The sequence below is a fragment of the Algihabitans albus genome, assembly GCF_003572205.1.
GTDB lineage: Bacteria > Pseudomonadota > Alphaproteobacteria > Kiloniellales > DSM-21159 > Algihabitans > Algihabitans albus.
Window position 1 is genome coordinate 90,460 of record NZ_QXNY01000005.1, and the last position, 24,518, is coordinate 114,977.

At 64.2% G+C, this 24,518-nt stretch carries 21 protein-coding genes; 12 read left to right on the forward strand and 9 right to left on the reverse strand.

What is annotated here, in order from left to right:
* Positions 1-42: 42 nt before the first annotated feature.
* From DBZ32_RS14465 to DBZ32_RS14475, 3 genes are read right to left on the reverse strand one after another with little or no spacing between them, the layout of a single operon-like run.
* Positions 43-1,047, reverse strand: coding sequence for a DctP family TRAP transporter solute-binding subunit (locus tag DBZ32_RS14465; protein ID WP_119167902.1), 1,005 nt, complete (start codon positions 1,045-1,047; stop codon positions 43-45).
* 25 nt (positions 1,048-1,072) lie between these two features.
* A complete protein-coding gene (locus DBZ32_RS14470) occupies positions 1,073-2,359 on the reverse strand; it encodes a TRAP transporter large permease (protein WP_119167903.1) in 1,287 nt (428 codons plus the stop codon).
* Positions 2,356-2,892 (reverse strand): TRAP transporter small permease, encoded by a 537-nt coding sequence (locus DBZ32_RS14475; protein ID WP_119167904.1) that lies wholly within the window; start codon positions 2,890-2,892, stop codon positions 2,356-2,358. Before DBZ32_RS14475 ends, DBZ32_RS14470 begins: the two co-directional genes overlap by 4 nt.
* A gap of 201 nt (positions 2,893-3,093) precedes the next feature.
* Here DBZ32_RS14475 and DBZ32_RS14480 point away from each other — a divergent pair, with 201 nt between their 5' ends.
* The 6 genes from DBZ32_RS14480 (at position 3,094) to DBZ32_RS14505 (ending at position 10,977) form a co-directional block, all read left to right on the forward strand.
* On the forward strand, positions 3,094-3,756 hold the full coding sequence (locus tag DBZ32_RS14480) for a GntR family transcriptional regulator (protein WP_162906765.1): 663 nt from the start codon (positions 3,094-3,096) through the stop codon (positions 3,754-3,756).
* Between the two features lie 500 nt (positions 3,757-4,256).
* Positions 4,257-5,987, forward strand: a complete 1,731-nt coding sequence (gene araD, locus DBZ32_RS14485; RefSeq protein ID WP_119167906.1) for an L-arabinonate dehydratase — start codon at positions 4,257-4,259, stop codon at positions 5,985-5,987.
* A 23-nt stretch (positions 5,988-6,010) separates the two neighbouring features.
* The gene (locus DBZ32_RS14490) at positions 6,011-6,775 is read left to right on the forward strand and encodes an aldolase/citrate lyase family protein (protein WP_119167907.1); all 765 of its coding nucleotides are present in this window, start codon (positions 6,011-6,013) and stop codon (positions 6,773-6,775) included.
* Between the two features lie 4 nt (positions 6,776-6,779).
* Entirely contained in the window at positions 6,780-7,898 is a 1,119-nt protein-coding gene (locus DBZ32_RS14495) for an Ldh family oxidoreductase (protein WP_208539239.1), read from the forward strand.
* Between the two features lie 105 nt (positions 7,899-8,003).
* Positions 8,004-8,990 carry a TAXI family TRAP transporter solute-binding subunit gene (locus tag DBZ32_RS14500; RefSeq protein ID WP_235830213.1) on the forward strand — a complete coding sequence of 329 codons (987 nt, stop codon included), beginning with the start codon at positions 8,004-8,006 and terminating at the stop codon, positions 8,988-8,990.
* 82 nt (positions 8,991-9,072) lie between these two features.
* The gene (locus DBZ32_RS14505; protein WP_119167909.1) at positions 9,073-10,977 is read left to right on the forward strand and encodes a TRAP transporter permease; all 1,905 of its coding nucleotides are present in this window, start codon (positions 9,073-9,075) and stop codon (positions 10,975-10,977) included.
* 24 nt (positions 10,978-11,001) lie between these two features.
* Here the strand turns inward: DBZ32_RS14505 and DBZ32_RS14510 are convergent, their stop codons facing one another.
* The 5 genes from DBZ32_RS14510 to DBZ32_RS14530 all read right to left on the reverse strand — a co-directional run bounded on the left by DBZ32_RS14510 (position 11,002) and on the right by DBZ32_RS14530 (position 16,251).
* Positions 11,002-11,745, reverse strand: a complete 744-nt coding sequence (locus DBZ32_RS14510) for a FadR/GntR family transcriptional regulator (protein WP_162906766.1) — start codon at positions 11,743-11,745, stop codon at positions 11,002-11,004.
* Between the two features lie 223 nt (positions 11,746-11,968).
* A complete protein-coding gene (locus DBZ32_RS14515; RefSeq protein ID WP_119167911.1) occupies positions 11,969-12,745 on the reverse strand; it encodes an IclR family transcriptional regulator in 777 nt (258 codons plus the stop codon).
* Between the two features lie 32 nt (positions 12,746-12,777).
* Positions 12,778-14,136, reverse strand: a complete 1,359-nt coding sequence (locus DBZ32_RS14520) for a TRAP transporter large permease (protein ID WP_208539240.1) — start codon at positions 14,134-14,136, stop codon at positions 12,778-12,780.
* An 8-nt stretch (positions 14,137-14,144) separates the two neighbouring features.
* Entirely contained in the window at positions 14,145-14,813 is a 669-nt protein-coding gene (locus tag DBZ32_RS14525; protein WP_119167912.1) for a TRAP transporter small permease, read from the reverse strand.
* Positions 14,814-15,015: 202 nt separating this feature from the next.
* Entirely contained in the window at positions 15,016-16,251 is a 1,236-nt protein-coding gene (locus DBZ32_RS14530) for a TRAP transporter substrate-binding protein (RefSeq protein WP_119167913.1), read from the reverse strand.
* A 142-nt stretch (positions 16,252-16,393) separates the two neighbouring features.
* On the opposite strand from DBZ32_RS14530, the gene DBZ32_RS14535 reads away from it, so the two are divergent.
* From DBZ32_RS14535 to pta, 4 genes are all read left to right on the forward strand, one after another.
* Positions 16,394-18,040 (forward strand): GMC family oxidoreductase, encoded by a 1,647-nt coding sequence (locus DBZ32_RS14535; protein WP_119167914.1) that lies wholly within the window; start codon positions 16,394-16,396, stop codon positions 18,038-18,040.
* 38 nt (positions 18,041-18,078) lie between these two features.
* Positions 18,079-19,854, forward strand: a complete 1,776-nt coding sequence (xsc, locus tag DBZ32_RS14540) for a sulfoacetaldehyde acetyltransferase (protein WP_119167915.1) — start codon at positions 18,079-18,081, stop codon at positions 19,852-19,854.
* 70 nt (positions 19,855-19,924) lie between these two features.
* Positions 19,925-20,953, forward strand: a complete 1,029-nt coding sequence (locus DBZ32_RS14545; protein WP_119167916.1) for a YeiH family protein — start codon at positions 19,925-19,927, stop codon at positions 20,951-20,953.
* Between the two features lie 10 nt (positions 20,954-20,963).
* Positions 20,964-22,007 carry a phosphate acetyltransferase gene (pta, locus tag DBZ32_RS14550; protein ID WP_119167917.1) on the forward strand — a complete coding sequence of 348 codons (1,044 nt, stop codon included), beginning with the start codon at positions 20,964-20,966 and terminating at the stop codon, positions 22,005-22,007.
* A gap of 29 nt (positions 22,008-22,036) precedes the next feature.
* On the opposite strand, the gene DBZ32_RS14555 is transcribed toward pta, so the two are convergent.
* On the reverse strand, positions 22,037-22,939 hold the full coding sequence (locus DBZ32_RS14555) for a LysR family transcriptional regulator (protein WP_208539241.1): 903 nt from the start codon (positions 22,937-22,939) through the stop codon (positions 22,037-22,039).
* A 114-nt stretch (positions 22,940-23,053) separates the two neighbouring features.
* On the opposite strand from DBZ32_RS14555, the gene DBZ32_RS14560 reads away from it, so the two are divergent.
* Both DBZ32_RS14560 and DBZ32_RS14565 read left to right on the forward strand, forming a co-directional pair.
* The gene (locus DBZ32_RS14560) at positions 23,054-24,004 is read left to right on the forward strand and encodes a Bug family tripartite tricarboxylate transporter substrate binding protein (protein WP_119167918.1); all 951 of its coding nucleotides are present in this window, start codon (positions 23,054-23,056) and stop codon (positions 24,002-24,004) included.
* An 8-nt stretch (positions 24,005-24,012) separates the two neighbouring features.
* Positions 24,013-24,516 carry a tripartite tricarboxylate transporter TctB family protein gene (locus DBZ32_RS14565; protein WP_119167919.1) on the forward strand — a complete coding sequence of 168 codons (504 nt, stop codon included), beginning with the start codon at positions 24,013-24,015 and terminating at the stop codon, positions 24,514-24,516.
* Positions 24,517-24,518: the final 2 nt, after the last annotated feature.

Consider the following 24,518-nt stretch of genomic DNA (forward strand, 5'->3'; position numbering starts at 1 on the left):
ATTCCCTTTCGATTTGGGTGAGACTGTGGGGCGTTCTTTGATCTAGCGGCCGCTCTCGACCGCCGCGAAGAGGCCGTCGACCCAGGCCTGACCAACCTCGCCGGCCACCCACTCGGCAACGGGGCTCTGCGCCTTGGCGCGGAAGGCAGCCACCTGATCGGGGCTGAGTGGTGTCACCTCCATCCCCACCTCGGAAAGGATGGTCTGCGCGTTGGCGTCTTGTGCCGCGGTCATGCCACGGTGGATCCACTTGGCGATTTCGATGCCTTCGGTCACTGCCTGCTGTTCGGACTCCTCGAGGCCTTGGAAGAAGGCGTCGTTCATCATGTAGGCATGCAGACTGTAGACATGGCCGTCGAGCGAGACGAACTGCTGATTCTCGTAGAGATCGGCGGCAAGGATATTGGTGACACCGTTCTCCTGCCCGTCGACTACGCCCTGGGCAAGCGCACTGGGCAGTTCGGGCCAGGCGATTACGGTCGGACTGGCGCCCAGGCTCTCGACCAGGCGTTGGAAAACCGGGCTGGGTTGAACGCGGATCTTCAGCCCTTCCATGTCGGCCGGGCTCGTGATCGATCGTTCGTTGTTGGTGAAATGCCGGATGCCGTTGTCGGCGTAGGCCATCAGGCGGATCCCGGTCTGCTCGCGCATCGCTTCGGCGACGCTGTCCCCATAGTCGCCGTCCAGGACCTCCCAGGCCACCGTCTGGCTCGGGAAGACGTAGGGAATCTGGAAGACCTGGAAGGGCGCGAAGGTCGAACCGATCGGACCGTCGTGGACGACGCCCAACTGGATCGTGCCGAGTTGCAGACCCTCCATGACCTCGCTGCCGCCGCCGAGTTGACTGGCCGGGAAGATCTCGACCGTGACGCTGCCGCCGGTCGCCGCCTCGACATGCGATTTGAAGGCAAGTGCGGCCGCGTGCTTCGGCTGGTCGAGCGCGGCTGGCTGGAAGTGGGCGTAACGGATCGTATTGGCCTGGGCCGCGGTCGCAGCCAGGATCGCGGCGCCTGCCAAGACGCCGGCCGTTGTCAGATGTTTGAGCATTCCTTGGGTCCTCCCATTAATGTTTTTAGCCCCGGTAGCCGAAGAGCCTGGGGATCGTTAGAGAAAGATCCGGCAGCAGAATGATGGCGAGCAGCACCGCGATCTGAACCGCCAGCAGCGGCAGAATCGCTCGCGTCAGCACCTCGATTCGGATCTTTCCAACCGTGCAGATGACGAACAGCACGGGCCCCACCGGTGGTGTGACCATTCCGATGGTGAGGTTCAGAATCAGCACCATCGCGAAATGCAGCGGGTCGATGCCCGCGCTGAAGGCGATGGGGGCCAGGATCGGCGTCAGCACGATCACGGCAGGTATCGTATCGATGAACAGTCCGCAGATCAGGATCAGAAGCGCCAGCAGCAGGAGCGTGCTGATTTCTCCGAGGGGCAGCGCGGTAATGGCTGCGGCGAAGCTCTGCGGGACCTGGAAGACCGTCAGCAGCCAGGCGAAGATGGAGGCTGTCGAGACGATCAAAAGCACTGCGGAGCTCAGCAAGGCCGAGCGCAGGAAGATCTGCGGTAGCAGCGTGAGCGAGAGTGTGCCCTGCAGGAAGCCGATCAGCATGGCGTAGAAGACAGCGACCGCCGCCGCTTCGGTTGGCGTGAAGATGCCGCCCAGAATGCCGCCGAGGATGATCGCCGGAACCAGAATTGCCGGGGCGGCTTTCACCGCCGTCGCCGCGACGTCCCGCAGGCTGGCCTGCGCGACGCCACCCCCGTAGCCATGGCGCCGGCTGATTGCGAAGTTCGCCGCCGCCAAGGCCAATCCCATCGCCAAACCGGGCAGAACGCCGGCCATGAACATCTGGGAGATGGACACGCGCGGTTCGGTGATCCCATAGATGACCATGATGATGCTCGGCGGAATGATCGGGCCGATGGTCGCAGTCGCGGCGCTGAGGGCGGCCGCGTAGGGCAGCGGGTAACCGGCCCGCACCATCATGCGCATGGCGATTGCGCTGGGGCCGGCCGCATCGGCCAGCGCCGAGCCGCTGATTCCGGCGAAGAAGACCGAGATCAGAACGTTGACATGACCCATGCCGCCGCGAATGTGGCCGACCAGCGTCTGGCTGAAGCGCAGCAGCGATGCCGTGATGCGCCCGGCGGTCATCAGATCGGCAGCGAGGATGAAGAAGGGCACCGCCATCAACGGAAAGGAATCGAGCCCGTTGAACATCCGCTGCGGCAGCACGACCAGGGGAAATCCGCCGTCGGCCAGGAGGACGGCAAGGCTTGCGATCCCCATGACGAAGGCGATGGGGACGCCGATCATGAGGCTCGCCGCGAAGACGCAGAAGAGGAGCGCGGTCATCCGGCATCCGCCGGATCCTGCGGCCGCTGTGGCATCGCTTCGCGGTCGAACTCCTCCAACGCCAGCCAGTCGCCGTGCATCACCTGCCGGAATCCGATCGCCAGGTGCAGCAGCGCAAAGGCGGCGCCGAGCGGGACGGCGAGATAGGGAATGCCGCGCGATATCTGGAGCACCGGCGTGCGATTGCTCCAGGAGAAGGCAACGAACTGGAGGCCGAGCACGATCAACGCGACGAGAAAGATGATGACGAGCGCAATCGACACCCAGCGCAGCACCAGTCCCGGTCGGTCCGGCAGAGCTGCCTGCAGAGTCTCCACCGCGACCAGTTGCCCATATCGCAGTGCAAGACCGCCTCCCAGGAAGGCGATCCAGATCATCGCGAAGCGCGACATCTCCTCGGCCCAACCGAAGGAAACCCCGAAGAGATAGCGCGCCACCACGTTGGCGAAGACCAAAAGGGCCATCGCTGCCATCAACAAGACCAGCAACGCCTTGTTGAATGCGACGAACCAACGGTCGAAAGTGTCGACCATCGGGGTGGAATCCTCCCTGCCGTCATTTATTCTTCTTAGATCTAAGATATCAGTTTGAAATCGGGAGCGTCAAGCGGAGGCATGACAGGACGAAGCACTGCCGGAAGGACTGCCGCCGCTTCGAAGACCGGACCCTCGCGGGCGACGCGCGAGAGCTCTCCCGGCAAAGAGGACCAGGGGCCGATCAAGCGAGGTCCGCTTTTGGGCGATTCTGTGCTGACCCGCATGCGGCGGTCGATCGTCCAGGGCGACTGGATGCTGGGCGAAAAGATCTCGGAGGCTCGGGTCGCCGCATCGCTCGGCACCAGCAAGACTCCGGTGCGGGAGGCTCTTGTCCAGTTGAAGCATGAAGGTCTGGTCGAGATCCGACCGCAGGCTGGAACCTTCGTTTTCACCTTGGCGCCGGGCGAACTCAACCAGATCTGCGAGATGCGCTGGGTGCTGGAGGCTGCGGCCCTGCGCCGCGTCTTCGAGATCGATGCCAGGGCCGAACTGGTGAAGCGTCTGAAGGCGGTCTTCGCCGATATGCAAGCCGCCTGGACGCAGAATGACGTGAGCTGCTACCTGTCCCTCGACGGCGCCTTTCATCAGGCGATCTGCGAAGTCTGCGGCAGTCCCTACATTCTGCAGAGCTACAATCTGATTGCCGGCAAGGTGGCGGCGTTACGCACGCACCTGGGGATCGACCCGCACCACCTCGAGAAGTCGTTTGCCGAACATGAGCGGTTGGTCGATCTGGTCGCGACAGCCGATTTGGAGCTGGTCCTCGCTCTCTTGGCCAGTCATATCGCCCGCAAGGAAGGCTCCTATTGGGAGCACCTGGACCAGACGCCCGCAGGCGGCATCCTCCCGCGCCAGGAGTAGGTCTGCCTTGGCTGACGGATCGCCCCAAGGCTTTAAATTTGTCAGACGTCTTTACAAACCAGTTGACCCTTTAATCGACGTCTTCCTAAACTTTGGGTGGCGGTTTCCCTCCGACCGAAAGAGAGCCAGTCGCATGACGATGATCGAACGGCCAGACAGCGGTGCGGAGAGTTTGGTGCATGCTTTCGGCAGGCGTGACGTCGACCCAGGCTTTCTAGGGCCTGGAGGCTTGCCGCGGGTTGATCGGCGATCATGACGTTCACCGAATTCCAGGGAGTCACCGGGACTGCAGGCGATGATTCTGCAGATCGACCAAGGCGGCGCGGGCCTGAGCCCTCGGCCCAATACGGCAGAGCTTGCGAGCGCCATCTGGTCGCCGACGGACCTGTACTCATGCAACTGCACCTCGATCCCGAGGCGCTCGCCTCGGGTCCTGCTTCGAGCGGCTCACGCGATACGGCCGAGGCCGCGACGGGCTGAGGCAAAAGGATAGACCGGCGATGGCGACCCGCAGGAAGAAACCCGAAGAGTTGCGCAGCCATCGCTGGTACGGCGCCGAGGACCTGCGTGCCTTCGGGCACCGCTCGCGTACCTTCCAGATGGGCTACGGACGCGAGGAGTTCGCCGGTAAGCCGGTGATCGCGATCCTCAACACCTGGAGCGACATCAACCCCTGCCATACTCACTTTCGCCAGCGCGTGGAGGAGATCAAGCGCGGTATCTGGCAGGCCGGCGGCTTTCCGGTTGAGATGCCGGCCATCTCCCTGAGCGAGCCCTTTCAGAAACCGACAACGATGCTGTACCGCAATCTTCTGGCGATGGAGGCGGAGGAGCTGCTGCGTTCCTATCCGATCGACGGATGCGTACTGCTCGGCGGTTGCGACAAGACACTGCCGGCACTGGTGATGGGCGCCACCTCGATGGATCTGCCGACCATCGTCGTTCCGGCGGGGCCGATGCTGCGCGGTAACTGGCAGGGTAAGGTGCTTGGCAGCGGTTCCGACAGCTGGAAGTACTGGGCCGAGCTGCGCGCGGGTACCATTGACGAACGCGATTGGCAGGAGATCGAGGAGGGTATCGCGCGCTCCCCCGGCACCTGCATGACCATGGGGACAGCCTCCACCATGGCCGCGGCGATCGAGGCGCTGGGTCTCACCCTGCCCGGTGCTTCATCGATACCGGCCGCGGACTCGAACCATGCCCGCATGGCCGCCGCTTGCGGCCGACGGATCGTCGAGCTGGTTTGGGACGACCTGCGTCCTGCGAAACTGCTGACGCCGGCCGCTTTCGACAACGCGCTAGTCACGGTGCTGGCGTTGAGCGGTTCGACCAACGCCATCGTCCATCTGGTTGCCATGGCCGGGCGCGCCGGGGTCGACCTGCCGCTGGCTCGCTTCGACGCGTTGGCCCGCAGTGTGCCGGTGCTGGCCGATGTCCGCCCGGCCGGGCGGTTCCTGATGGAAGACTTCTACTACGCCGGCGGTCTGCGCGCGCTGCTGGCCGAGCTGAGCGACCTGCTCGACCTCGACTGCCCGACGGTTACGGGCGAGACGCTCGGGCAAGGCATAGCCGGCGCGCGCATCCATAACGAGGAGGTCATTCGGCCACGTGCGCAAGCCCTGGCCGAAGGCGGTGGTCTGGCGGTCGTGAGCGGCAACTTGGCGCCCGACGGAGCGGTGATCAAGCCGCTGGCTGCCGATGCCAGGTTGCTGCGGCATCGCGGGCAGGCCGTGGTTTTCGCCGACTACAACGACATGGCCGCGCGGATCGACGATCCCGAACTGCCGGTCGACGCGGACAGTGTGCTGGTGCTGCAGAGCGCCGGCCCCCAGGGCGGCCCCGGCATGCCGGAATGGGGGATGCTGCCGATCCCTCAGAAGCTCCTGCGTCAGGGCGTGCGCGACATGGTGCGCATCTCCGACGCTCGAATGAGTGGCACCAGCTACGGGACCTGCGTGCTGCACGTAGCCCCGGAGTCGTTCGTCGGCGGGCCCTTGGCACTGGTCCGTGACGGCGACGAGATCGAGTTGGACGTGGCCGCACGTAAGCTCTGGCTGCACGTGGAGGAGGCGGAGCTGTCTCGCCGTCGCGCCGACTGGCAACCGCCGTCCCGGCACTACGGGCGCGGCTACGGTGCGCTCTTCTCCCAACACATCACGCAGGCCGACAAGGGCTGCGACTTCGACTTTCTGCATGCCGGCACATCGGTGCCGGAGCCGGAGATTCACTGACGCGCGGAGATAGGGGAAACGCCATGGACTTGCCGATCAATCGTTTCAAGCGGGCCCTCGCAGAGGGGGAGGCGCAGATTGGCCTGTGGTGCAGCCTCGCCAACCATGTCTCGACGGAGGTGGTGGCCAACGCCGGCTTCGACTGGCTGCTGCTCGACACAGAACACTCGCCGGCCGATCTGACCACGGTTCACCAGCAGCTCCAGGCGGTGGCTGCCGGCAGTGCGATGCCGATCGTGCGTCCGCCCTGGAACGATACGGTGGTGATTAAGCGGCTGCTCGATGTCGGTGTGCAGAGCTTGCTGATCCCTTTTGTGCAGACGGCCGCGGAGGCGCAGGCTGCGGTGGCTGCGACCCGCTATCCGCCGGACGGAGTGCGCGGTTTTGCGAGTACGACACGGGCGACGAAGTTCGGTCGGGTGCCGGACTATTATGCTCGGGCGGCTGAGGAGATCTGCGTTCTGGTTCAGGTCGAGAGCCGCAAGGCGCTGGAGAATCTGGACGAGATCGCCGCCGTGGAGGGGGTGGACGGAGTTTTCATCGGACCTGGAGACCTTTCCGCCGACCTTGGTCATTTGGCGAATCCGGGTCATCCCGAAGTACAGGCGGAGATCGCCGGCGCGGTCGAACGCATTCGGACCGCCGGAAAGGCGCCCGGTATCCTAACGCCGATCGAGGCCGAGGCCCGGCGCTGGCTCGAGGCCGGCTGTCTTTTCGTCGCAGTCGGTGCGGACGTCGGAATTCTGGCACGCCAATCGGACGCTCTCGCGGCCCGCTTCAAGAGCTGATGTTATGACGCCCCAGGAACAGCGTATCGAAACCAGCGACCGTGACGGCGATAAGTTGATGGTGCCGGCGAGACTGGTCGAGGCGCAGCTCCGCGCCGTCCTCTCCGCCTGGGGCATGCCGGCCGAGCAAACCGAGATCACGACCCGCATCATGCTGGCAACCGATCTGCGCGGTGTCGACTCCCATGGGATCGGGCTGCTGCCGCTCTACGACGAGCTTCGTCAGGCCGGCAAACTGACGATGGCGCCGCAAGTCGAGGTCTTGCGGGAGACCCCGGTTACCGCATTGCTCGATGCCGGCGGCGGTCTCGGTCACTATCCGGGCGACCGGGCAATGCGTTTGGCAATCGAGAAATGCAGGTCGAGTGGGCTCGCCGCCGTTGCCGTGCGTAACTCCAACCACTTCGGTGCTGCCGGCATTTACGCCCTGTTGGCCGCGGAAGCGGGGTTTATCGGCCTCGCCACCAGCAACGTCTGGAACGCCGCGGTAGTGCCGACCCGCGGACGCGAACCGATGTTCGGCACCAATCCGCTCGCCTTCGCCGCTCCGGCCGGGCGCAATCCACCGTTCTGTCTCGACATCGCGACCAGCACGGTCGCGATCGGCAAATTGCGTCTGGCCTGGCTCGAGGGCCGCGATCTGCCGGAAGGCTGGGCCGTTGACGAACAGGGGCATCCGACCCGGGATGCGGCCGCGGCCCTGGCTCTGCGCCTGCTGACGCCCTTGGGCAGCAGGTCCGAGCTCAGCAGCCACAAGGGCTATGGCCTGGCGGCCATGGTCGAGGTGCTTTCGGCCATGCTGTCGGGCGCAAGCTTCGCAGTGTTGCGCGACCCCGACGCAGACCGTCTGAATGTCGGACATTTCTTTCTCGCCCTCGATCCTGCGGCGTTCCGGGATCGCGCCGAGTTCGAGGCTGAAATGGACGAGATGATCGACCGGCTGCGTGCCAGTCGGCCTGTCGACCCTGCCTTGCCGGTTTTAGTACCGGGCGATCCGGAAATCACGGAGGAGCGGGAACGCCAGGTTATGGGCGTCCCTGTCTCGCGAAAGCTGGCCGTCATGCTGCGCGACGTCGCGCAGCGCTGCGGCGCCCGCTACCTTTTGGAGACTCCCGCCGGCTGACAAGTCGGGAGAGAGTCGCAGGATCAGACGAAGGAGGTGACAGACGAACCTGAACCGCGGACGCGGCCCCGCTGCGGGCCAACACTTCTGCCGGGACGGCTAAAAATGCCGGCCGGCGACCTGATAAGGGAGGATAAAATGAGAAAATCCGTTATTGAAGGTGTGATCGGCATCGCCGTGATCGCTGGTATCGCGCTGACCGCGCAAAGCGCCGCCGCGGAACGGCTTCGCTTGATGACGGGGCCGCAAGGTGGGTCCTGGTATCCTTTGGGCGGCGCAATCCAGAACATCGTCGAGTCCAACATGGACGGCACCAGTATCCAGGTGCTTCCGGGCGCTGGTATCGCCAACGTCAAGGCGGTGCAGGTCGGCCGTGCCGAGATGGGATTCGCCAACTCGGTCTCGACCGTTGACGGCGTCAAGGGAAATCCACCCTTCGACTCGCCTCAAGACAATGTCTGCAACGTCTCAACGCTCTATCCGCAGTATTTTCAGGTGGTGGCTTTGGCCAACTCCGACCTGCAAAGCCCGGCCGACTTCAAAGGCAAGGCGGCTGCCGTGCAGCCGAAGGGCAACACCGGCGAGGCGATCACGGCCCACATGCTGCAGGCCTATGGTCTGAGCTACGAGGACATGTCGCGAGTCAACCACGGGTCCTATACGGACTCGGTGGCGATGATGAAGGACGGTAACGCCGACTTCTTCACCCTCGGCACCACGGTACCGGCGGGCTCGATTATGGATCTGGCAAGCGCCCGTGACATTAAGCTGGTTCCGATCGACGACGAAGGGCTGGCTCGTATGCAGGAGATAAATCCCGGTTACCAGAGAATCATGGTGAAGTCGGGGAGTTATCCGGGCCAGGACGCGGACGTGCCGACGATCGGCTACGCCACCCATCTCGTCGCGCAGTGTTCGCTGGATGAAGAAATCGTCTATGACGTTGTCCGGAACCTCTACGCCAACGTCAGCGACCTGGCGTCGATCGCTCGCGCGATGCAGGGCATCACGCCCGAGGTCATGGGGGCGGACATCGGAGTGCCGATGCACGCCGGGGCGGTCCGGTTCTTCGAGGAGAAAGGCGCGATGTAGTTTGACGTCCGGGGAGGGGACGGGATGACGAGACCCGACCTCTCCCCGGCGCGCGCCTTTTCCGTCAAGGGGATGAGCCGGTATGTTTGCGGGTAAGTCATGGGCTGCCCGGGCGATCGTTATCGTCGGGTTGGCAATGTCCGGATTCCATCTTTACGTGGCCTTCTTCGGGCCGCCCGACGCCTATGTGCTGCGCAGCACCCACCTCGGTTTCGCGCTGACGCTGGCGTTCTTGATGCTGCCGTGGCGTGCGAAAGCCGAGGCCGAGCGGCCGGGCTGGTACGACCTTTCGATGCTGCTGGGCGCGCTGGCGGCGGCGGCTTATCCCATCGTCTTCAACGACTACATCGTGAACCGCATGGCCTACGTCGACCCGCTGCAAACGGCGGACTTCGTGCTTGGCGTGACGATGATCGTCTTGCTGCTGGAGGCGACACGCCGCGCCGTCGGCCTGGCGTTGCCGATAACTGCCGCCGCGTTTCTGGGCTATGCCTTCTTCATCGCCGATTTCGACCTCGAGATGCTGCTTGACCAGCTCTACATGACGACGGAAGGGGTGTTCGGCATCCCGACCAGCGTCTCGGCAACCTACGTGATGCTGTTCATTCTGTTCGGCACCTTGATCGAGCGTACCGGAACCGGACGACTCTTCATGGACTTCGCCATGAGCCTGACGGGACATACCGCCGGCGGGCCGGCCAAGGTCGCTTGTATCACCAGCGGTCTGTTCGGTTCGGTCTCGGGCAGCGCGGTGGCCAACGTGATGACCACCGGCACCTTCACCATTCCGATGATGAAGCGGATCGGTTACCGCCCTGGCTTTGCGGGGGCCGTCGAGGCGGTGGCCTCGACCGGCGGCCAGATCATGCCGCCGATCATGGGAGCGGCCGCCTTCGTCATGGCCGAGTTTCTGGGCGTCAGCTACCTCTCGGTCGCCGCCTTCGCGCTATTGCCGGCACTGCTTTACTACGTGGCCCTGTTCGCCGCCGTGCATTTCGAGGCCAAGCGCACCGGCATGCAGGGATTGCCGCGCAGCGAGCTGCCGATCATGACCGACGTGCTGATGGAACGCGGTCACCTCTTCCTGCCGCTCGTGATCATCATTACCGTGCTGCTGCTCGGCTACAGCGCGCCCTTCGCCGCGCTTTGCGGGATCGTCTCGGTGATTCCGACGGCGCTGTTGCGGCGTTCGACGCGGCAGTACGTGCGCCTCGGAACCATTCTGGAGGCTCTGGTCGCCGGTGCGCGCAACACCGTGTCCGTGGCGCTGGCCTGTGCTTGCGCGGGTATCGTCATCGGTGTCATCACCCTGACGGGCCTCGGTATCGACTTCACGGGCTTGGTGCTCGACGCCTCGCGAAACAGCCTCGTCCTCGCTCTCGTGCTGACCATGATCGCCGGCATCATTCTCGGCATGGGCATGCCGACGACACCGGCTTACATCGTCCAGGTCGCCCTCCTGGTGCCGGCGATCGTCAACCTCGGCATCGCCGTCGAAGCGGCGCATATGTTCGTCTTCTACTACGCTATTCTATCGGCCATCACACCGCCGGTCGCCATGGCGGTCTATGCCGCCAACGGCATCTCGCGCGCCAGCCTCTGGGACTCGGGCCTTACGGCACTCAAGCTCGGCGCTACCGGCTACATCGTGCCTTTCATGTTCGTTTTTGGCCCCTCGTTGCTGCTGATCGGCCACTGGTCCGACGTGATGCTGTCCATGCTGACCGCGATCACCGGCGTGATCTGTCTCGCCGGCGGTTTGACCGGTTATCTGCTGGGCCCAGCCGCGATCTGGCAGCGCCTGCTCTTGGTCACGGCAGCCCTGGTGCTGATCAAGCCGGGTTTGGGTACGGACCTGATCGGCGCTGCCTGTCTCGGCCTGGTGATTGCCAGCCAGCTATGGCTGCGCCGGCGCAACGAGCCCGCGACGGTGCCTCTCGCGACCGGCGACGCCAACCCGGGGACGCGGAGCGGCCCGGATGCCTAGGATGATCCTGCGCTAGGGCCGAGCTCAGGGTTCCGCCTGCTCGTTGAGAATGCGGGTCCGAGAGTTGTCCAGATGCCGGCGCATGGCGAGACGCGCGGCCTCCGCATCGCCCTGTTCGATCGCCTCGAAGACGGCGACATGCTCGCGCTGGACGCGGGCCAAACGCTCGCTGTCCTTCAAGAGCGATAGTTTGCGAGCCAGCATGATGGCGTTCTCGATATGCCGGCCAAAGCTGTGCGTCAGAGTTTCGAACCAGATGTTGCCGCAGGCTTCGGCGATTGCGGCGTGGAAACGCACGTCCGCTTCCATGCCGACGGCTCCGCTGTCAATGGCCTGTTCGAGGTCCTTGAGAGCTTGGCGGACCGTTTCAAGCTGCTTGGGCGTGCGCCGCTGAGCGGCGAGCCCGGCGCACTCGCTCTCCAACGCGATGCGCACCTCGTAGCAGCGCAGCAGGTCGGCGACGCTGCCGATCGGTGCCAGGCGCATGAAGTCGCGCGGCGGCCGGCGGCTGACGTAGCTGCCGGATCCTTGGCGCGAGATCACTAGACCGTCGGCGCGCAGGCGGCTCAGCGCCTCGCGCACGACCGGACGCGAGACGCCGAACATACGCGACAGCTCGGCCTCCGAGGGCAGACGGTCGTCTTCTTTCAGTTGGTCGGAGACGATCCGCTCGAGGATCTGCTCGTAGAGCTGGTCGGCCAGCTTGGACTGCCGCACCGGGGCACTGACCTCCAATACCGGTGCGTCGGAACGGCGGGTTATCGGCACGGTCTGTCTTTCACCCTGTTCATACCCCAAGAGTGCGCAAGCTGGCGATGACCTGTCAATTTTGCGGTCTGACATCTTTACAAGTCAGACCTAGGTGATGCTGCCCCCGGCACCACGCCGAAACCTTGTCTTGCTCACGGATGAAGAAAAGGGGGGCAGGTCGGAGACAACGCAGGGGCCGATTCTGGAACGAGCGATGTCCTGATGTGCCCAAAAGGCGAATTCAATCGTCTGCAACCAGTTTGGAGAGCTCCTTGGCGGCTCGCCTGAGGCGCTCCAGATGCGTCGTCGCGCGCTCCAGGGTCATGCGCTGCGTCGGAGCGTGAAAGGAGAGCGACGACAGGAAACGTCCGTTGGGGTCAAGGATCGGGACGGCAATCGCGATCATGCCAACCATGAATTCCTCGTCGTCCTGAGCGAAACCGCGGGAGCGGGTACGCTTGATCTCTTCCAGAAGTTTCTCCGGTTCCGTTAGCGTGCGTTCGGTGTGTGGGGTCAGCGCGGCTGCGCGCGCATAGCGCTTGAGATGCGAGTCGGCGAGACTGCTCAGGTAGATCTTGCCGCTCGCCGTGCAGTAGAAAGGGACCTGCGTGCCGATCGGCAGTTGAATCCGCAGCGGCCATTTGGTCTCGATACGGTCGAGGTAAAGCATTGCGTCGCGGTCGGGAAGCGCGATGTTGCAGGTCTCGCCGATGTCCTCCGCAAGAGCGCTCAGCACGGCCAGGCGCGCCGTGCGTACTCTCAGCGACGAGAGGACGCCCAGCGAGAGCGTGCGCATCCGGCGTCCCGGCGTGTAGGCCCGACCGTCGATCTCGCGTTGCAGGAACCCGGCCTGCTCAAGCGTCGAGAACAAGCGATGAATCGTCGGCTTGGGCAGGCCGAGTTTCTGATTGATCTCCGTCGGCGTTGCAGGAACCCCGAGCCGTGCCACCTCCTCGAGAACCAGAAGGAGACGCAGATTGGTTGGAATCGTATCGCTCTGTTCGTCCCTGCCGCCCATCCCCCAACCGTCACTCCTGTCGCAGTGCCGCGCTATCGCGACGGCAGCAGCGCCGTCGATAGATCCGGGACGAGTGCGACGACCAGCCAAACCGTCAGCAGTGCGGCTATGTAGGCGACCGTATAACGAATTAGCCGGAAGTAGGGAACACCCGTCACGCTGCTTGCGACATAGAGGTTGAGGCCGTAAGGCGGCGTGATGAAGCCGATTGAAGCGCCGACCAGAAAGATCACGGCGAACTGCACGGGCTCTACGCCGATCGAATGAGCGATGGGGGCCAGAATCGGCGCGAGGATGATCGTTACCGGCAGGCTTTCGAGCACCATGCCCGAGATGAAGATGATGACCATGGCCGTGAAGAGGACCGCGTAGTAGCCACCCATGCCCGTGACGAAATCGCCGATTACCTCCTGCGCGCCGAGAAGGGAGAGGATCTGCTGCATGACCACGGATACGGCGATCAGGGGCGCGAGGATGCCGGTGATCTGGGCCGAGCGCATCGTGATCGACGGAAGCTCGGTGACGCGAAAGCCCTGGACGACCAGCATTTCGGCATAGCCTCGATCGGTGACCGGGCGTTCCTCTCCCTTGGTGCCGATCAGGCGATGCAGTGGGAGGCTGAGAAGGCCGACGATAACGCAGAAGCCGACGGTCACGCCGGCTGCTTCCGTCGGCGAGAACTTACCTGTGTAAATGCCCCAAAGCACCAGGCCGATCGCGAAGAACCCAAGCCAGGCACCGAGCCCGGTCTTGGCGATTCGGGCGAACTGAAGCGGTATCAAATACCCCCAGCCGTTCCGTTTGCAGACCACCCAGCAGACGAACTGCATTGCGATCACCATGAGCGCGCCTGGCAGGATGCCGGCGACGAAGAGGTCGGAGATCGGCAGATTCAGCAGGAAGCCGTAGACGATGAAGATGATCGAGGGCGGGATGATGATACCCACGGTCCCGCCCGCGGCCGCGGTGGCGGCGGAAAAGCGCGGATCGTAGCCACCCTTGACCATCTCCGGATGAAGCATCGAGCCGATCGTCGCCGTCGTCGCCGAGTTCGATCCCGAGATCGCCGCGAACAGCCCGCAGGCGCCGAGGCTCGCCATGCCGAGCCCGCCGCGGATCCAGCCTAGGCAGGCGTAGGCGAAGTCCGACAGGCGTCGGGCAATGCCGGAGCGGTTGATCAGATCGCCGGTGAGGATGAAGAGCGGCATGGCGAGCAGGGCGAAACCGTCGGTGAAGACATCGCCCAGCGCCGCGCCGATGTTGTCGAGCGTCATCCCCAGCACCAGGCTGGCGCCGATGACCCAGTAGCCGATGACGAGGAAGACCGGTACCCCGAGCAGGAAGAGCAGGGTGGCGCCGATCGAGATGAGCGTGATCCAGTTTCCGTCCATGATAGCTCTCAGTCCGCGCCGATCGCCTGGGGGCTGATCAGATTTCTGCCGCGCCTCAGATTGGTGATGTCTTCGGCCGCGTTCTCGAAGGTCCGCGCGGCCATCGCGATGAAGCTCAAGGGCACGCTCGTCAGCAGCCACCACTGCATGATGTTGTCCGTGCCGAGCAGGATCTGGAAGTTCGAGGCGGAGTTGGCCACGACGCGCAGCGAGGTGACCACGACGATCCAGCAGAAGACGAGCCAGAGAAGGTGATCGAGGCAGAGGCACGCGAACTGCCCGAGACGCGGCAGCGCCATGCGAAGCTCGGAAAAGGCCAGATGCGTGCGCAGCCGCACGTTATAGGCGCAGCCGAACCAGGTCAGGATGAGGAAGAGGAACGGCGGCAGCGTCGTCGACCAGGGGGCCTGCTCGTTGAGGACGAAGCGCCGGAAGACCTCTACGAAGATGATGCCGGCCATCAGAAGGTAGCACGACACCATCAAAGTGCGTTCGAAGTAGCGGTCGACGAGGGGCGATAGATGGTAGATCAGGGCGAGCGCTCCGCCGCCGACCGCCGTCAGAACCGCGCCGAAAAGCCAGGCGCCTGCACCGCGCATGGCGTTGCTGATCGTCCAGGCGTCGTTCGAGCCGAGCGCTGAGACCAGCCGCGCGGCATCCTCGATTAAAGGCAGCATGAAGAGTTCCTCCCGAACGGACCGGCGGATTCTTCCACCGTTTATTGCGACGGCTGCGGGGACGGAACGATCCTATTGGACCGTCCCGGTCCCCGGTCTGTCGTGTTGCCTGGATTGGACCGTTGGGACACAGCCGTCATCGTCCCGGTCCGCCCGGAGCGGGCTGCCGGTGCCCGACAGCCTTTTCCGTCTGTGGGCTGGATCAGGCCGTGCGCCACCAGCGCCGGGGTTCGACATTCTCCGGCTTCATGTCGACCGGAATCTCCCGGGCGACCCGATGAATTTCCTGGTAGGTGTCGATGCCGCCCGACCATTCGTCCAGTCGCTCGCGCCACTGGGCCCACGGCTCCGGATTGTGTTCCGGTGCGCACATTTCCTCGGCCATCTTGATCTGGTCCTCGGCGAGGAAGGCCGGCCGCACGTTGTGATCGACGAAAATCGTGTCGGGGAGCTGCGGGTCCGAGAAGCCGACGGTCTTGACCAGCGCCGCCTCGTTGGCGGCCTGCACATGGACCTGCGCGAGATAGGCAGATTCCATGATGGCATCCTGCAGGTGGGGTTCCATCGCGTCGAAGATCTTCGACGACATGGCGGTGTGCTCCGTGCCGCAGAAGAACCTCAAGTCGACCGACTGTGCGACGACCGGCGACATGTTGGCGTAAGCCACCGCCGAAGCCCAGGTTTCCGCGCCGTCGATAAGGCCCTGCTTCAGGCCGTCGAGCGTTTCTTCCCAAGCGACCGGCACCGGATTGAGGTTGAGCTGTTGCATCGCGATGCGGCCGAGTTGCGTCCCGGTCACGCGATTCTTGGTGCCGAACAGATCCTCCAGCTTGGTGACCAGCGGCTTGTCGGCGAAGTTCTGGCCGAGCTGGATGCCGCGCAGCTCGCAGTGGGAAAAGAGGAACTTGATGCCGTGGCGCTTCTCCAGCGGGTCGCGCAGGATACGCTGGCTCTCGGGATGGTAGAGGAAATAGTACTGCGACGCCCGGCTGGGGAACATGTAGGCGTAATCCAGCACGTTGTAGTAGGGCGCCGCTCCGGCGGAATTCTGGGTCGAGGCGGCGAAGATCTCGGTGATTCCCAGCTGCGTCTTCTCCACGCAGTTGAGCTGACCGCAGATCTGATTGTCGCCGATGAATTCGACGCGGATCTCGCCTTCGGTCCGCTCCTCCAGGTCGCGCGCGAACTCCAGGCAACCGGCCCGCTCGATCAGAAGATTGCGGGCGTTGAAGCCGGACGCTCCGAATTTGAGCTGATGCTTGGGCTCCTTGGCGAAACGCTTCTCGTAGGTTGATTCCGCTGCCCGGGCGAGCGAAGCGAGCGTGACTGCGCCACCTAAGCTGCCGGCCGCCATCAGCGTCGAGGTGATGCCGAATTGTGCCGTCAACTTGAAGAGGTCACGACGGGAAAGGCCACGCAGATTTTTTGAAACGTTCATTTTTTCCTCCCTGCAAAATGAGACTTGCAGTCTCAATAATTGCAGAATAAGTTCAACCTCACAAGACGGTAATTTGGCGAGAGGAAGGCGTTGCGATGACGGAAGCTGCACAGAAGGCGCAGCTGAGCCGACGGACCGATCGATGAGCGGCCTGCAGGCTGACTACGTCGTCGTGGGCGCCGGATCCGCCGGCTGCGTCCTCGCGAACCGTTTGAGCGCCGATCCGGATGTCCGGGTCGTCCTGCTAGAAGCTGGAGGGCGCGACTGGAACCCCTGGATCCACATCCCCGTCGGCTACTTCAAGGTGATGCACAATCCGAGCGTCGACTGGTGTTACCGGACGGAGCCGGATCCCGGACTCGCCGGGCGCTCTCTCGACTGGCCGCGCGGCAAGGTTCTCGGCGGCTCCTCGTCGCTCAACGGACTGCTGTACGTGCGCGGTCAGCACGAGGACTACGACCGCTGGCGCCAGATGGGCAATGTCGGCTGGGCGGCGGACGACGTCCTCCCCTTCTTCAAGAAGGCCGAGGATCAGGAGCGCGGCGCCGACGATTACCATGGCATCGGGGGCCCGCTGCATGTCTCCAACATGCGCCTGCAGCGTCCGATCTGCGATGCCTGGGTGGCCTCGGCTCAGGCGGCCGGCTATCCCTTCAATCCAGACTACAACGGCGCCAGCCAGGAGGGTGTGGGCTACTTCCAGCTCACGGCCCGCAATGGGCGACGCTGCAGTGCAGCCGTCGCCTACCTGCATCCGGTGCGCAAGCGGCCCAATCTCACCATCGTCACCAATGCTCAGGTTCTTCGCCTGGACTTCGAGGGCCGGCGGGCGACAGGGGTGGTCTATCGCGACCGCTTCGGTCGCGAGCAGCGCGTCCGGGCGCAAGGCGAGATCGTGCTCTCGTCGGGTGCGATCGGCTCGCCGCAGATCCTGATGCTGTCTGGGATCGGCGAGGGCGACGTGATCGCGTCCCACGGCATTGCACCGCTCCTCGACCTACCGGGCGTCGGCAAGAACCTGCAGGATCATCTGCAGGCGCGGCTCGTTTACAAGTGCAACGAGCCGACCCTGAACGACGAGGTGCGCAGCCTTTTCAACCAGGCCCGCATCGCGCTCAAGTACCTCGCCTTTCGCGCCGGTCCGATGACCATGGCGGCAAGTCTGGCGACGGCGTTCCTGAAGACGCGGCCCGAGGTCGCGACACCCGACATACAGTTTCATATTCAGCCTTGGTCGGCCGACAGCCCGGGCGAGGGGGTGCACCCCTTTTCCGCCTTCACCGCGTCGGTCTGTCAGCTGCGACCCGAAAGCCGTGGCGAGATTCGGCTGAAGAGCGCGGACGCCGCCGACCATCCGGCGATCCACCCGAATTATCTCTCCACCCAGCTCGACTGCGACACCATCGTTAAGGGCGTCCGCATCGCCCGCGAGATTGCCGGCTGCGCTCCGCTGACCAGCAAGATCTCGGAGGAGTTCCGGCCAGGGGTCGGGGTTGTCAGCGACGACGATCTGCTCGACTGGGTGCGCGGCACGGCGACGACGATCTATCACCCGACGGGTACCTGCAGAATGGGGTTCGACGGTTCGGCCGTCGTGGATGCACGGCTGAGGGTGCGCGGCATCGAGGGCCTGCGCGTCGCCGACTGTTCGATCATGCCGGAGATCGTCTCCGGCAACACCAACGCACCGGCAATCATGATCGGCGAGAAGGCCAGCGCCATGATTCGCGAAGACCGGCGGGCCGGGGCGGCGGTTGGCAGAACTCTGCCGCCTGCGGCCGCAGAGTGACGTCAGGGTCGCAAAAGGAAATCAAGGGAGATGAAGCGATGAAAATGACGACGGAAGAAGCCTTTGTGAAGGTCCTGCAGATGCACGGCATTCGCCATGCCTTTGGCATCATCGGCTCGGCGATGATGCCGGTGTCGGACCTCTTTCCGAGGGCCGGCGTGACCTTCTGGGACTGCGCGCATGAGTCCAATGCGGCGCTGATCGCCGACGGCTACACCCGGACGACCGGGAAGATGGCTATGGCGATCGCGCAGAACGGTCCGGGCGTCACCGGCTTCGTGACGGCGATCAAGACCGCTTACTGGAACCACACACCGATGTTGCTGGTCTCGCCGCAGGCCGCGAACAAGACCATCGGGCAAGGCGGTTTCCAGGAAGTCGATCAGATGGCTCTGTTCCAGGACATGGTCTGCTATCAGGAGGAGGTGCGCGATCCCTCGCGTATGGCCGAGGTGCTCAACCGGGTCATCGAGAAGGCCTGGCGCGGCTGCGCGCCTGCGCAGATCAACATACCGCGCGACTTCTGGACCCAGCAGGTCGACATCGACATGCCGCAGATCGTCCGTCTCGAGCGGCCCTCCGGTGGTGCCCAGGCCATCGCAGAGGCGGCCAAGCTGCTGTCGGAAGCCCGCTTCCCGGTGATCCTGAACGGAGCCGGTGTCGTGGTCGGGAACGCTATCGCGGACTCGCAGGCCCTGGCCGAACGGCTCGATGCACCGGTCTGCTGCGGTTACCAGCATAACGACGCCTTCCCGGGCAGCCACCCGCTCGCCGTCGGTCCGCTCGGCTACAACGGCTCGAAGGCGGCCATGGAACTGATCGCCGAGGCAGACGTCGTTCTGGCTCTCGGTACGCGGCTCAATCCTTTCTCGACGCTGCCGGGCTATGGCATCGACTACTGGCCGAAGCAGGCGAAGATCATCCAGGTCGATATCAACACCGACCGCATCGGCTTGACCAAGAAGGTCACGGTGGGCATCGGTGGTGACGCCAAGCAGGTCGCGCAGCAGATTCTCGCGCAGCTGGCACCGAACGCCGGCGACGCCGGCCGCGCCGAGCGCAAGGCGAAGATCCACCAGACAAAATCCGCCTGGTTGCAGATGCTCTCCTCGCTCGATCACGAGGACGACGATCCGGGTACGGTTTGGAACCAGGAGGCGCGGGAGCGCGACGCCGATCGTATGTCGCCGCGTCAGGCCTGGCGGGCGATCCAGGCGGCCTTGCCGCAGGATGTCATCATCTCCACCGACATTGGCAACAACTGCGCGATCGGCAACGCCTACCCAACCTTCGAGCACGGTCGGCGCTATCTGGCACCGGGGATGTTCGGGCCTTGCGGCTACGGATTCCCGGCGATCATCGGGGCCAAGATCGGTTGTCCCGATGTTCCGGTGATCGGATTTGCCGGCGACGGCGCCTTCGGGATCTCCATGAACGAAATGACCTCGATCGGCCGCGAGGAATGGCCGGCGATCACCATGGTCATCTTCAGGAACTACCAATGGGGCGCGGAGAAGCGCAACACGACGCTCTGGTACGACAACAACTTCGTCGGTACCGAGCTGAATCCTCGTTTCTCCTTCGCAAAGGTCGCCGAGGGCTGCCAGCTGAAGGGCGTCAGCGTGCGCACCCAGGAGGAACTGACGGCAGCATTGCGCCAGGCGGTCGAGGATCAGGCGCAGGGCGAGTCGACCTTCGTCGAGGTGATCCTGAACCAGGAGCTGGGCGAGCCCTTCCGTCGCGATGCGATGAAGAAGCCCGTGCCGGTCGCGGGCATCGATCCGGCGGACATGTGCGAACAGATGCCGGTGTGAACGTCCGGCTGTTCCGGGACGGGACCGGCGCCGACCGCCCTTTGGGCGTTCCACGCGCCGGGACGCCTCGATGACCGATCAATCTTCAGACCGACCGTCGGCGCGGCAGCGCTTCGTCGCGCCGCTGGTGGGGCTCGCGCCGGGGTTCTTGGTTTGCGCAACGGTCGCGTTCGCCGCGCAGTTCCTGTCGGATCATTACGGCGCGCCGGCGATGCTGATGGCACTCCTCCTCGGGATCGCCTTCCATTTCCTGGCGGAGGAAGGGCCTTCGGCGGCCGGTGTCGCCTTCACCTCCAGAAGCGTGCTGCGCTTCGGCGTCGCGCTGCTGGGGGCCCGGATCAGCGCCGAACTGGTGATGGATCTTGGGGCGGACACGATCGCGTTGATCGTTTCGGCCGTCGCGGCGACGATTCTTTTCGGCCTCCTCGCCGCCAGGCTGCTCGGCCGCGGTTGGCGTTTGGCCCTTCTGACGGGCGGGTCGGTGGCCATCTGCGGCGCCTCCGCCGCGATGGCGATCGCCGCGGTCTTGCCGCGCAACCACCTGTCCGAACGCAACCTGATTTTCACGATCATCGGCGTCACCGCTTTGTCCACCGTCGCCATGATCGTCTATCCGCTCCTGACCGCGGCTTTTGCGATGGATGACCGCGCGGCCGGCATCTTCATCGGCGCAACGATCCACGACGTGGCTCAGGTCGTGGGCGCCGGTTTCTCGATCTCCGAGACGGCGGGCGAAACCGCGACCCTCGTCAAGCTGATGCGCGTGACGCTGCTGGCCCCTCTCGTCCTGCTTCTCTCGCTCTCGCTGCGCAGTCTCGCGACCGAGCCGACGGGAAAGAAACCCCCATTGGTGCCCGGCTTCGTCGTCGGTTTCGTCGTCCTGGCAGGCCTCAACTCCTTGAGTCTGGTTCCGGAGGCGCTCGCTGCGCTCCTCGTCGATCTATCCCGCTGGGCGCTGCTCTTCGGAATTGCGGCGGTTGGCATGAAGACGTCCTTGAGGAGCATCAAGGATGTCGGCGCTGCCGCCATCGTCCTGATCGTCGCCGAGACGTTCTTCATCGCACTTTTTGTGGCCGGTGGGCTGCACCTCGTCGGCTAGGGAGGACGGCATGAAACCGCTCGAGCGTCTGATCGACAAGGCCAAGGCGATGCCGCGCCACATCGTGCTTGCCGAAGGAACGGATCCGCGTGTGCTGGAGGCGGCCGTGAGAGCGGAGCGCGAGGGCCTGGCGATACCGATACTTCTCGGCGATCGGACCGAGATCGAGGCCGGACTGCGGAGTCTCGGTGCCGCGACCGAGCGCTTCCGGCTCGAGGATCCCTCGGCATCGGGGCTTCATGCCGGCTTCGTCGAGCGTTATCTCGAGCTGCGGCGGGCGAAGGGGGCGAGCGAAGCCGACGCGGTGGCGGCGATAACCGACCCGATGGGTTTCGCCGCCATGATGGTGCGCGAGGGGTCGGCAGACGGCATGATCGGCGGAGCGGTGGCTACCACCGCGCATACCGTGCGGACGGCGCTGCGAGTCATTGGGCAGGCGGCGGACAGCTCGCTTGTTTCGAGCTTCTTTCTGATGCTGCTTTGCGCGGCGGAGCACACGAAGAAGGGGGCCATCCTCTTCGCCGATTGCGGGCTCGTGGTCGATCCCGATGCGGATGAACTGGCCCAAATCGCGCTTGCCTCCGCGCGCTCCTGCAGCCTGCTGACGGGGGAGGAGCCACGCGTTGCCATGCTGTCTTTCTCGACACTGGGAAGTGCCGAACATGCAAGGATCGAGAAGGTGGTGCAGGCGACGGCGAAAGTGCGCGCGCTCGAACCGGGACTATCCATCGACGGAGAGCTGCAGTTCGACGCGGCCTTCGTGCCGGTGGTCAACAGGGCCAAGGCGCCGGCTTCGCAAACGCGCGGTCGCGCGAACGTCTTCGTCTTCCCCAATCTCGATGCCGGCAACATCGGCTACAAGATCGCCCAGCGCATCGGCGGCGCGATCGCCATCGGGCCTATCCTGCAGGGATTGGCGCGACCGGCCAATGACTTGTCGCGCGGCTGCGACGCCAACGATATCTACGCGATGATGGCGGTAACCGGGGTGCAGGCCCAGGAAGCGACCCGGTTGCGTACGAATCCGCCGGCAGCAGCCTGGCAAGGAATCTGAGACGGGTCTCGCCAAGCCGTGCGGCCGCTTCACTGAGCCGCCGAGAGCTCTGCTTGCAGACTCTGGGCTTGGCGGGTGAGGGCGTCGTGAAAGGTCTCTATCACCGCGGACCGCGCGGAGTTCATGCGTTGCACAGTGCCGATTTGCCGGGACGTGGGCGGGTCGCCGAACGGCACCCAGGCCAGGGTCGCGGCGTTCTCGTCGCGCAGTGAGATCAAGGGTACGACCGACACACCCAAACCCGCTTTCACGCATTCGATCGCCGCTGGCATCGTGTCGACGACGACAACGTCTCGCGGCGAAAGGCCAAGACGCGAGATCTCGGTATCGATCTGATTGGCGAGGGGCACGTTGGTCCTGTAGCGAATGTAGGGCCAGCCGGTCAGCCTGTCCTGCGCACTTTGCCGCCGGGCCGCCGCCGGTCCGACGATGACCAGCGGTTCGCTCAGGAACGGGGTCCATTTCAGACTGGGCGGCACGCCGACATGTTCCGCGACCAGTGCCACGTCCAGCCGGCCGGAGACCACGTCGCTCATCAGCGCTTGTGAAAAGCCCACCGTCAACCGAAAGGTCAGGTGGGGATAGGTCTCGCGCAGATCGGCGATGGCCCGAGGCAGTAGGCCGACGGTGCAGGTGCGCAGCGAACCGATGTTGAGCGTCCCCGTCACGCTGGCGCCCGAAATGTCGGTGCGGGTGTCGTCGACGATCTGGAGGATCGTGCGCGCGGCCTGCAGAAGCTGCACGCCCTTGGCATTGAGTGCTGGCGGGCGCCGGGAGCGGTCGAACATCGGAAACCCGATCTCCTTTTCCAGCGCAGCGATCTGTTGGCTGACGGCCGAAGGAGTCAGATTCACCTTACGTGCGGCTGCCGCGAAGTTACCCTGTTCCGCGATGGCCAAGAGGGTTTGCAGTTGCCGTGTGTCCATGGACATAGATTAAGTTTTTCTAATTAAATAAACAAGAAGTTATCGCTTTGATAAGAAATAATGCACGTTAGAGTAGGGTTTATAACGAGAATCCAAAAATACTGAACAGGAGCCGAGGCTATGAAAATGCTACGCGCCGTGATTGCCGTAGCGGGGACGCTTGGCGCCGTGATGGCACCCGTCGCCGCGCAGGCGGACTATCCCGAAAAACCCGTTGAGTTCATCGTGCCCTGGGGACCGGGCGGCGGCAGCGACACGCTGATGCGGATCGTTGCGAACAACATCGAGCCCTACCTCGGGCAGGCCATGCCGGTCATCAACATGCCCGGCGTCAGCGGCACCGTCGGCCTGGCCGAGGCCTCGAGGCGCACGGCGGACGGTTACACGGTCAGTCAGGTGCATGAAGGGCTTCTCGTGGCCAATGAGACTGGCCTGACGGAGCTCAACTGGGACGATTTCGACCCGATCGGCCTCATGACCGTCTCGCCTCAGTTCTTGGTCGTCAATGCCGACCGCCCCTACGAGACGTTCGAGGAGTTCGTGGCTTACGCCCAAGCGAATCCCGGTGACGTTACGATGGGTGTCACGCTGGGCGGCGTGCCGCATCTCCATGCCGCAATGATCGAAGAGGCCTTCGGGATCGAGTTCTCCTACGTTGGCTACGAAGGCACGGGCGAACGCATCCGCGCCCTGGTTGGCGGCAATCTGGACGCCGCGATCGGCGATATCGCCTCCTCCAAGCAATTCGTCGACAACGGCGATCTGATCTTCCTGGCCACCGGTCACCCCGAGCGCATGGAGCAAACGCCGGACGTGCCGACCTTCAAGGAGTTGGGCGGCGATCTGGAGCTGATGATCACCCGCGGCATCGTGATGCCCAAGGGCAGTCCGGAGGAAGCCCGCGACGCCTTGGAGACGGCCCTCCGGCAACTGGCGTCGGATCAATCCTTCATCGAGCAGATGAACAACGTCGGCAGCGAGGTCGGTTTCCGCGGCCAGGCCGACTATGCCGACTATCTCACCGATCTGACCGAGACGGTGCAGCGCCTATCGACTCGGCTTGCCCCCTAGGCGCGCCGATGGCAGGGACGAAACCCGAAGGGAACGAGGCGGGCGGTGTCGCCCGCCTCATCTCCTACTGCGTCGTACTGGGGGTGTCCGCGTTTCTGTTCATCGACGCGCGCGGTCTGCCCACCAGCCGATGGGAAGTTCTGGGGGCCGGAGCCTTCCCGCAACTCGTCTTCGGACTGCTGTGTGTGCTGTCGGCTCTCGCGATCGTCGGAGCTTTGCGCAAGTTGAGCATGACCGGCGCCGCGGGTTTTGCAGCCGCGGCGGCACACTGGCTGCGCAGTCGCCACCTCGTCTTGGTCATGGCGATCTGTTTCAGTGCCTATCTTCTGGCGATCCCGCAGTTCGGGTTCTCCATCGCGACCTTCGCGTTCCTGATGGTCGCGCAGCTGGCTTTGGCTCCGCGCACCTGGAAATCGCTGCTGCTGGCGCTGGGCATCGCCACGGTCTTCTCGTTCGGGCTGAATGCGCTTTTCGCCGAGCTGTTCAACGTATTTCTGCCACGCGGAGCTTGACC

What these genes read in the sequence shown, in the direction of transcription:
- DBZ32_RS14465 (WP_119167902.1), bottom strand. Translation starts at nt 1,047, where the DNA reads ATGCTCAAACATCTGACAACGGCCGGCGTCTTGGCAGGCGCCGCGATC.
- DBZ32_RS14470 (WP_119167903.1), bottom strand. Translation starts at nt 2,359, where the DNA reads ATGACCGCGCTCCTCTTCTGCGTCTTCGCGGCGAGCCTCATGATCGGC.
- DBZ32_RS14475 (WP_119167904.1), bottom strand. Translation starts at nt 2,892, where the DNA reads ATGGTCGACACTTTCGACCGTTGGTTCGTCGCATTCAACAAGGCGTTG.
- araD (WP_119167906.1), top strand. Translation starts at nt 4,257, where the DNA reads ATGGCGACCCGCAGGAAGAAACCCGAAGAGTTGCGCAGCCATCGCTGG.
- DBZ32_RS14490 (WP_119167907.1), top strand. Translation starts at nt 6,011, where the DNA reads ATGGACTTGCCGATCAATCGTTTCAAGCGGGCCCTCGCAGAGGGGGAG.
- DBZ32_RS14495 (WP_208539239.1), top strand. Translation starts at nt 6,780, where the DNA reads ATGACGCCCCAGGAACAGCGTATCGAAACCAGCGACCGTGACGGCGAT.
- DBZ32_RS14500 (WP_235830213.1), top strand. Translation starts at nt 8,004, where the DNA reads ATGCCGGCCGGCGACCTGATAAGGGAGGATAAAATGAGAAAATCCGTT.
- DBZ32_RS14505 (WP_119167909.1), top strand. Translation starts at nt 9,073, where the DNA reads ATGTTTGCGGGTAAGTCATGGGCTGCCCGGGCGATCGTTATCGTCGGG.
- DBZ32_RS14515 (WP_119167911.1), bottom strand. Translation starts at nt 12,745, where the DNA reads ATGGGCGGCAGGGACGAACAGAGCGATACGATTCCAACCAATCTGCGT.
- DBZ32_RS14520 (WP_208539240.1), bottom strand. Translation starts at nt 14,136, where the DNA reads ATGGACGGAAACTGGATCACGCTCATCTCGATCGGCGCCACCCTGCTC.
- DBZ32_RS14525 (WP_119167912.1), bottom strand. Translation starts at nt 14,813, where the DNA reads ATGCTGCCTTTAATCGAGGATGCCGCGCGGCTGGTCTCAGCGCTCGGC.
- DBZ32_RS14530 (WP_119167913.1), bottom strand. Translation starts at nt 16,251, where the DNA reads ATGAACGTTTCAAAAAATCTGCGTGGCCTTTCCCGTCGTGACCTCTTC.
- DBZ32_RS14535 (WP_119167914.1), top strand. Translation starts at nt 16,394, where the DNA reads ATGAGCGGCCTGCAGGCTGACTACGTCGTCGTGGGCGCCGGATCCGCC.
- xsc (WP_119167915.1), top strand. Translation starts at nt 18,079, where the DNA reads ATGAAAATGACGACGGAAGAAGCCTTTGTGAAGGTCCTGCAGATGCAC.
- DBZ32_RS14545 (WP_119167916.1), top strand. Translation starts at nt 19,925, where the DNA reads ATGACCGATCAATCTTCAGACCGACCGTCGGCGCGGCAGCGCTTCGTC.
- pta (WP_119167917.1), top strand. Translation starts at nt 20,964, where the DNA reads ATGAAACCGCTCGAGCGTCTGATCGACAAGGCCAAGGCGATGCCGCGC.
- DBZ32_RS14555 (WP_208539241.1), bottom strand. Translation starts at nt 22,939, where the DNA reads ATGTCCATGGACACACGGCAACTGCAAACCCTCTTGGCCATCGCGGAA.
- DBZ32_RS14560 (WP_119167918.1), top strand. Translation starts at nt 23,054, where the DNA reads ATGAAAATGCTACGCGCCGTGATTGCCGTAGCGGGGACGCTTGGCGCC.
- DBZ32_RS14565 (WP_119167919.1), top strand. Translation starts at nt 24,013, where the DNA reads ATGGCAGGGACGAAACCCGAAGGGAACGAGGCGGGCGGTGTCGCCCGC.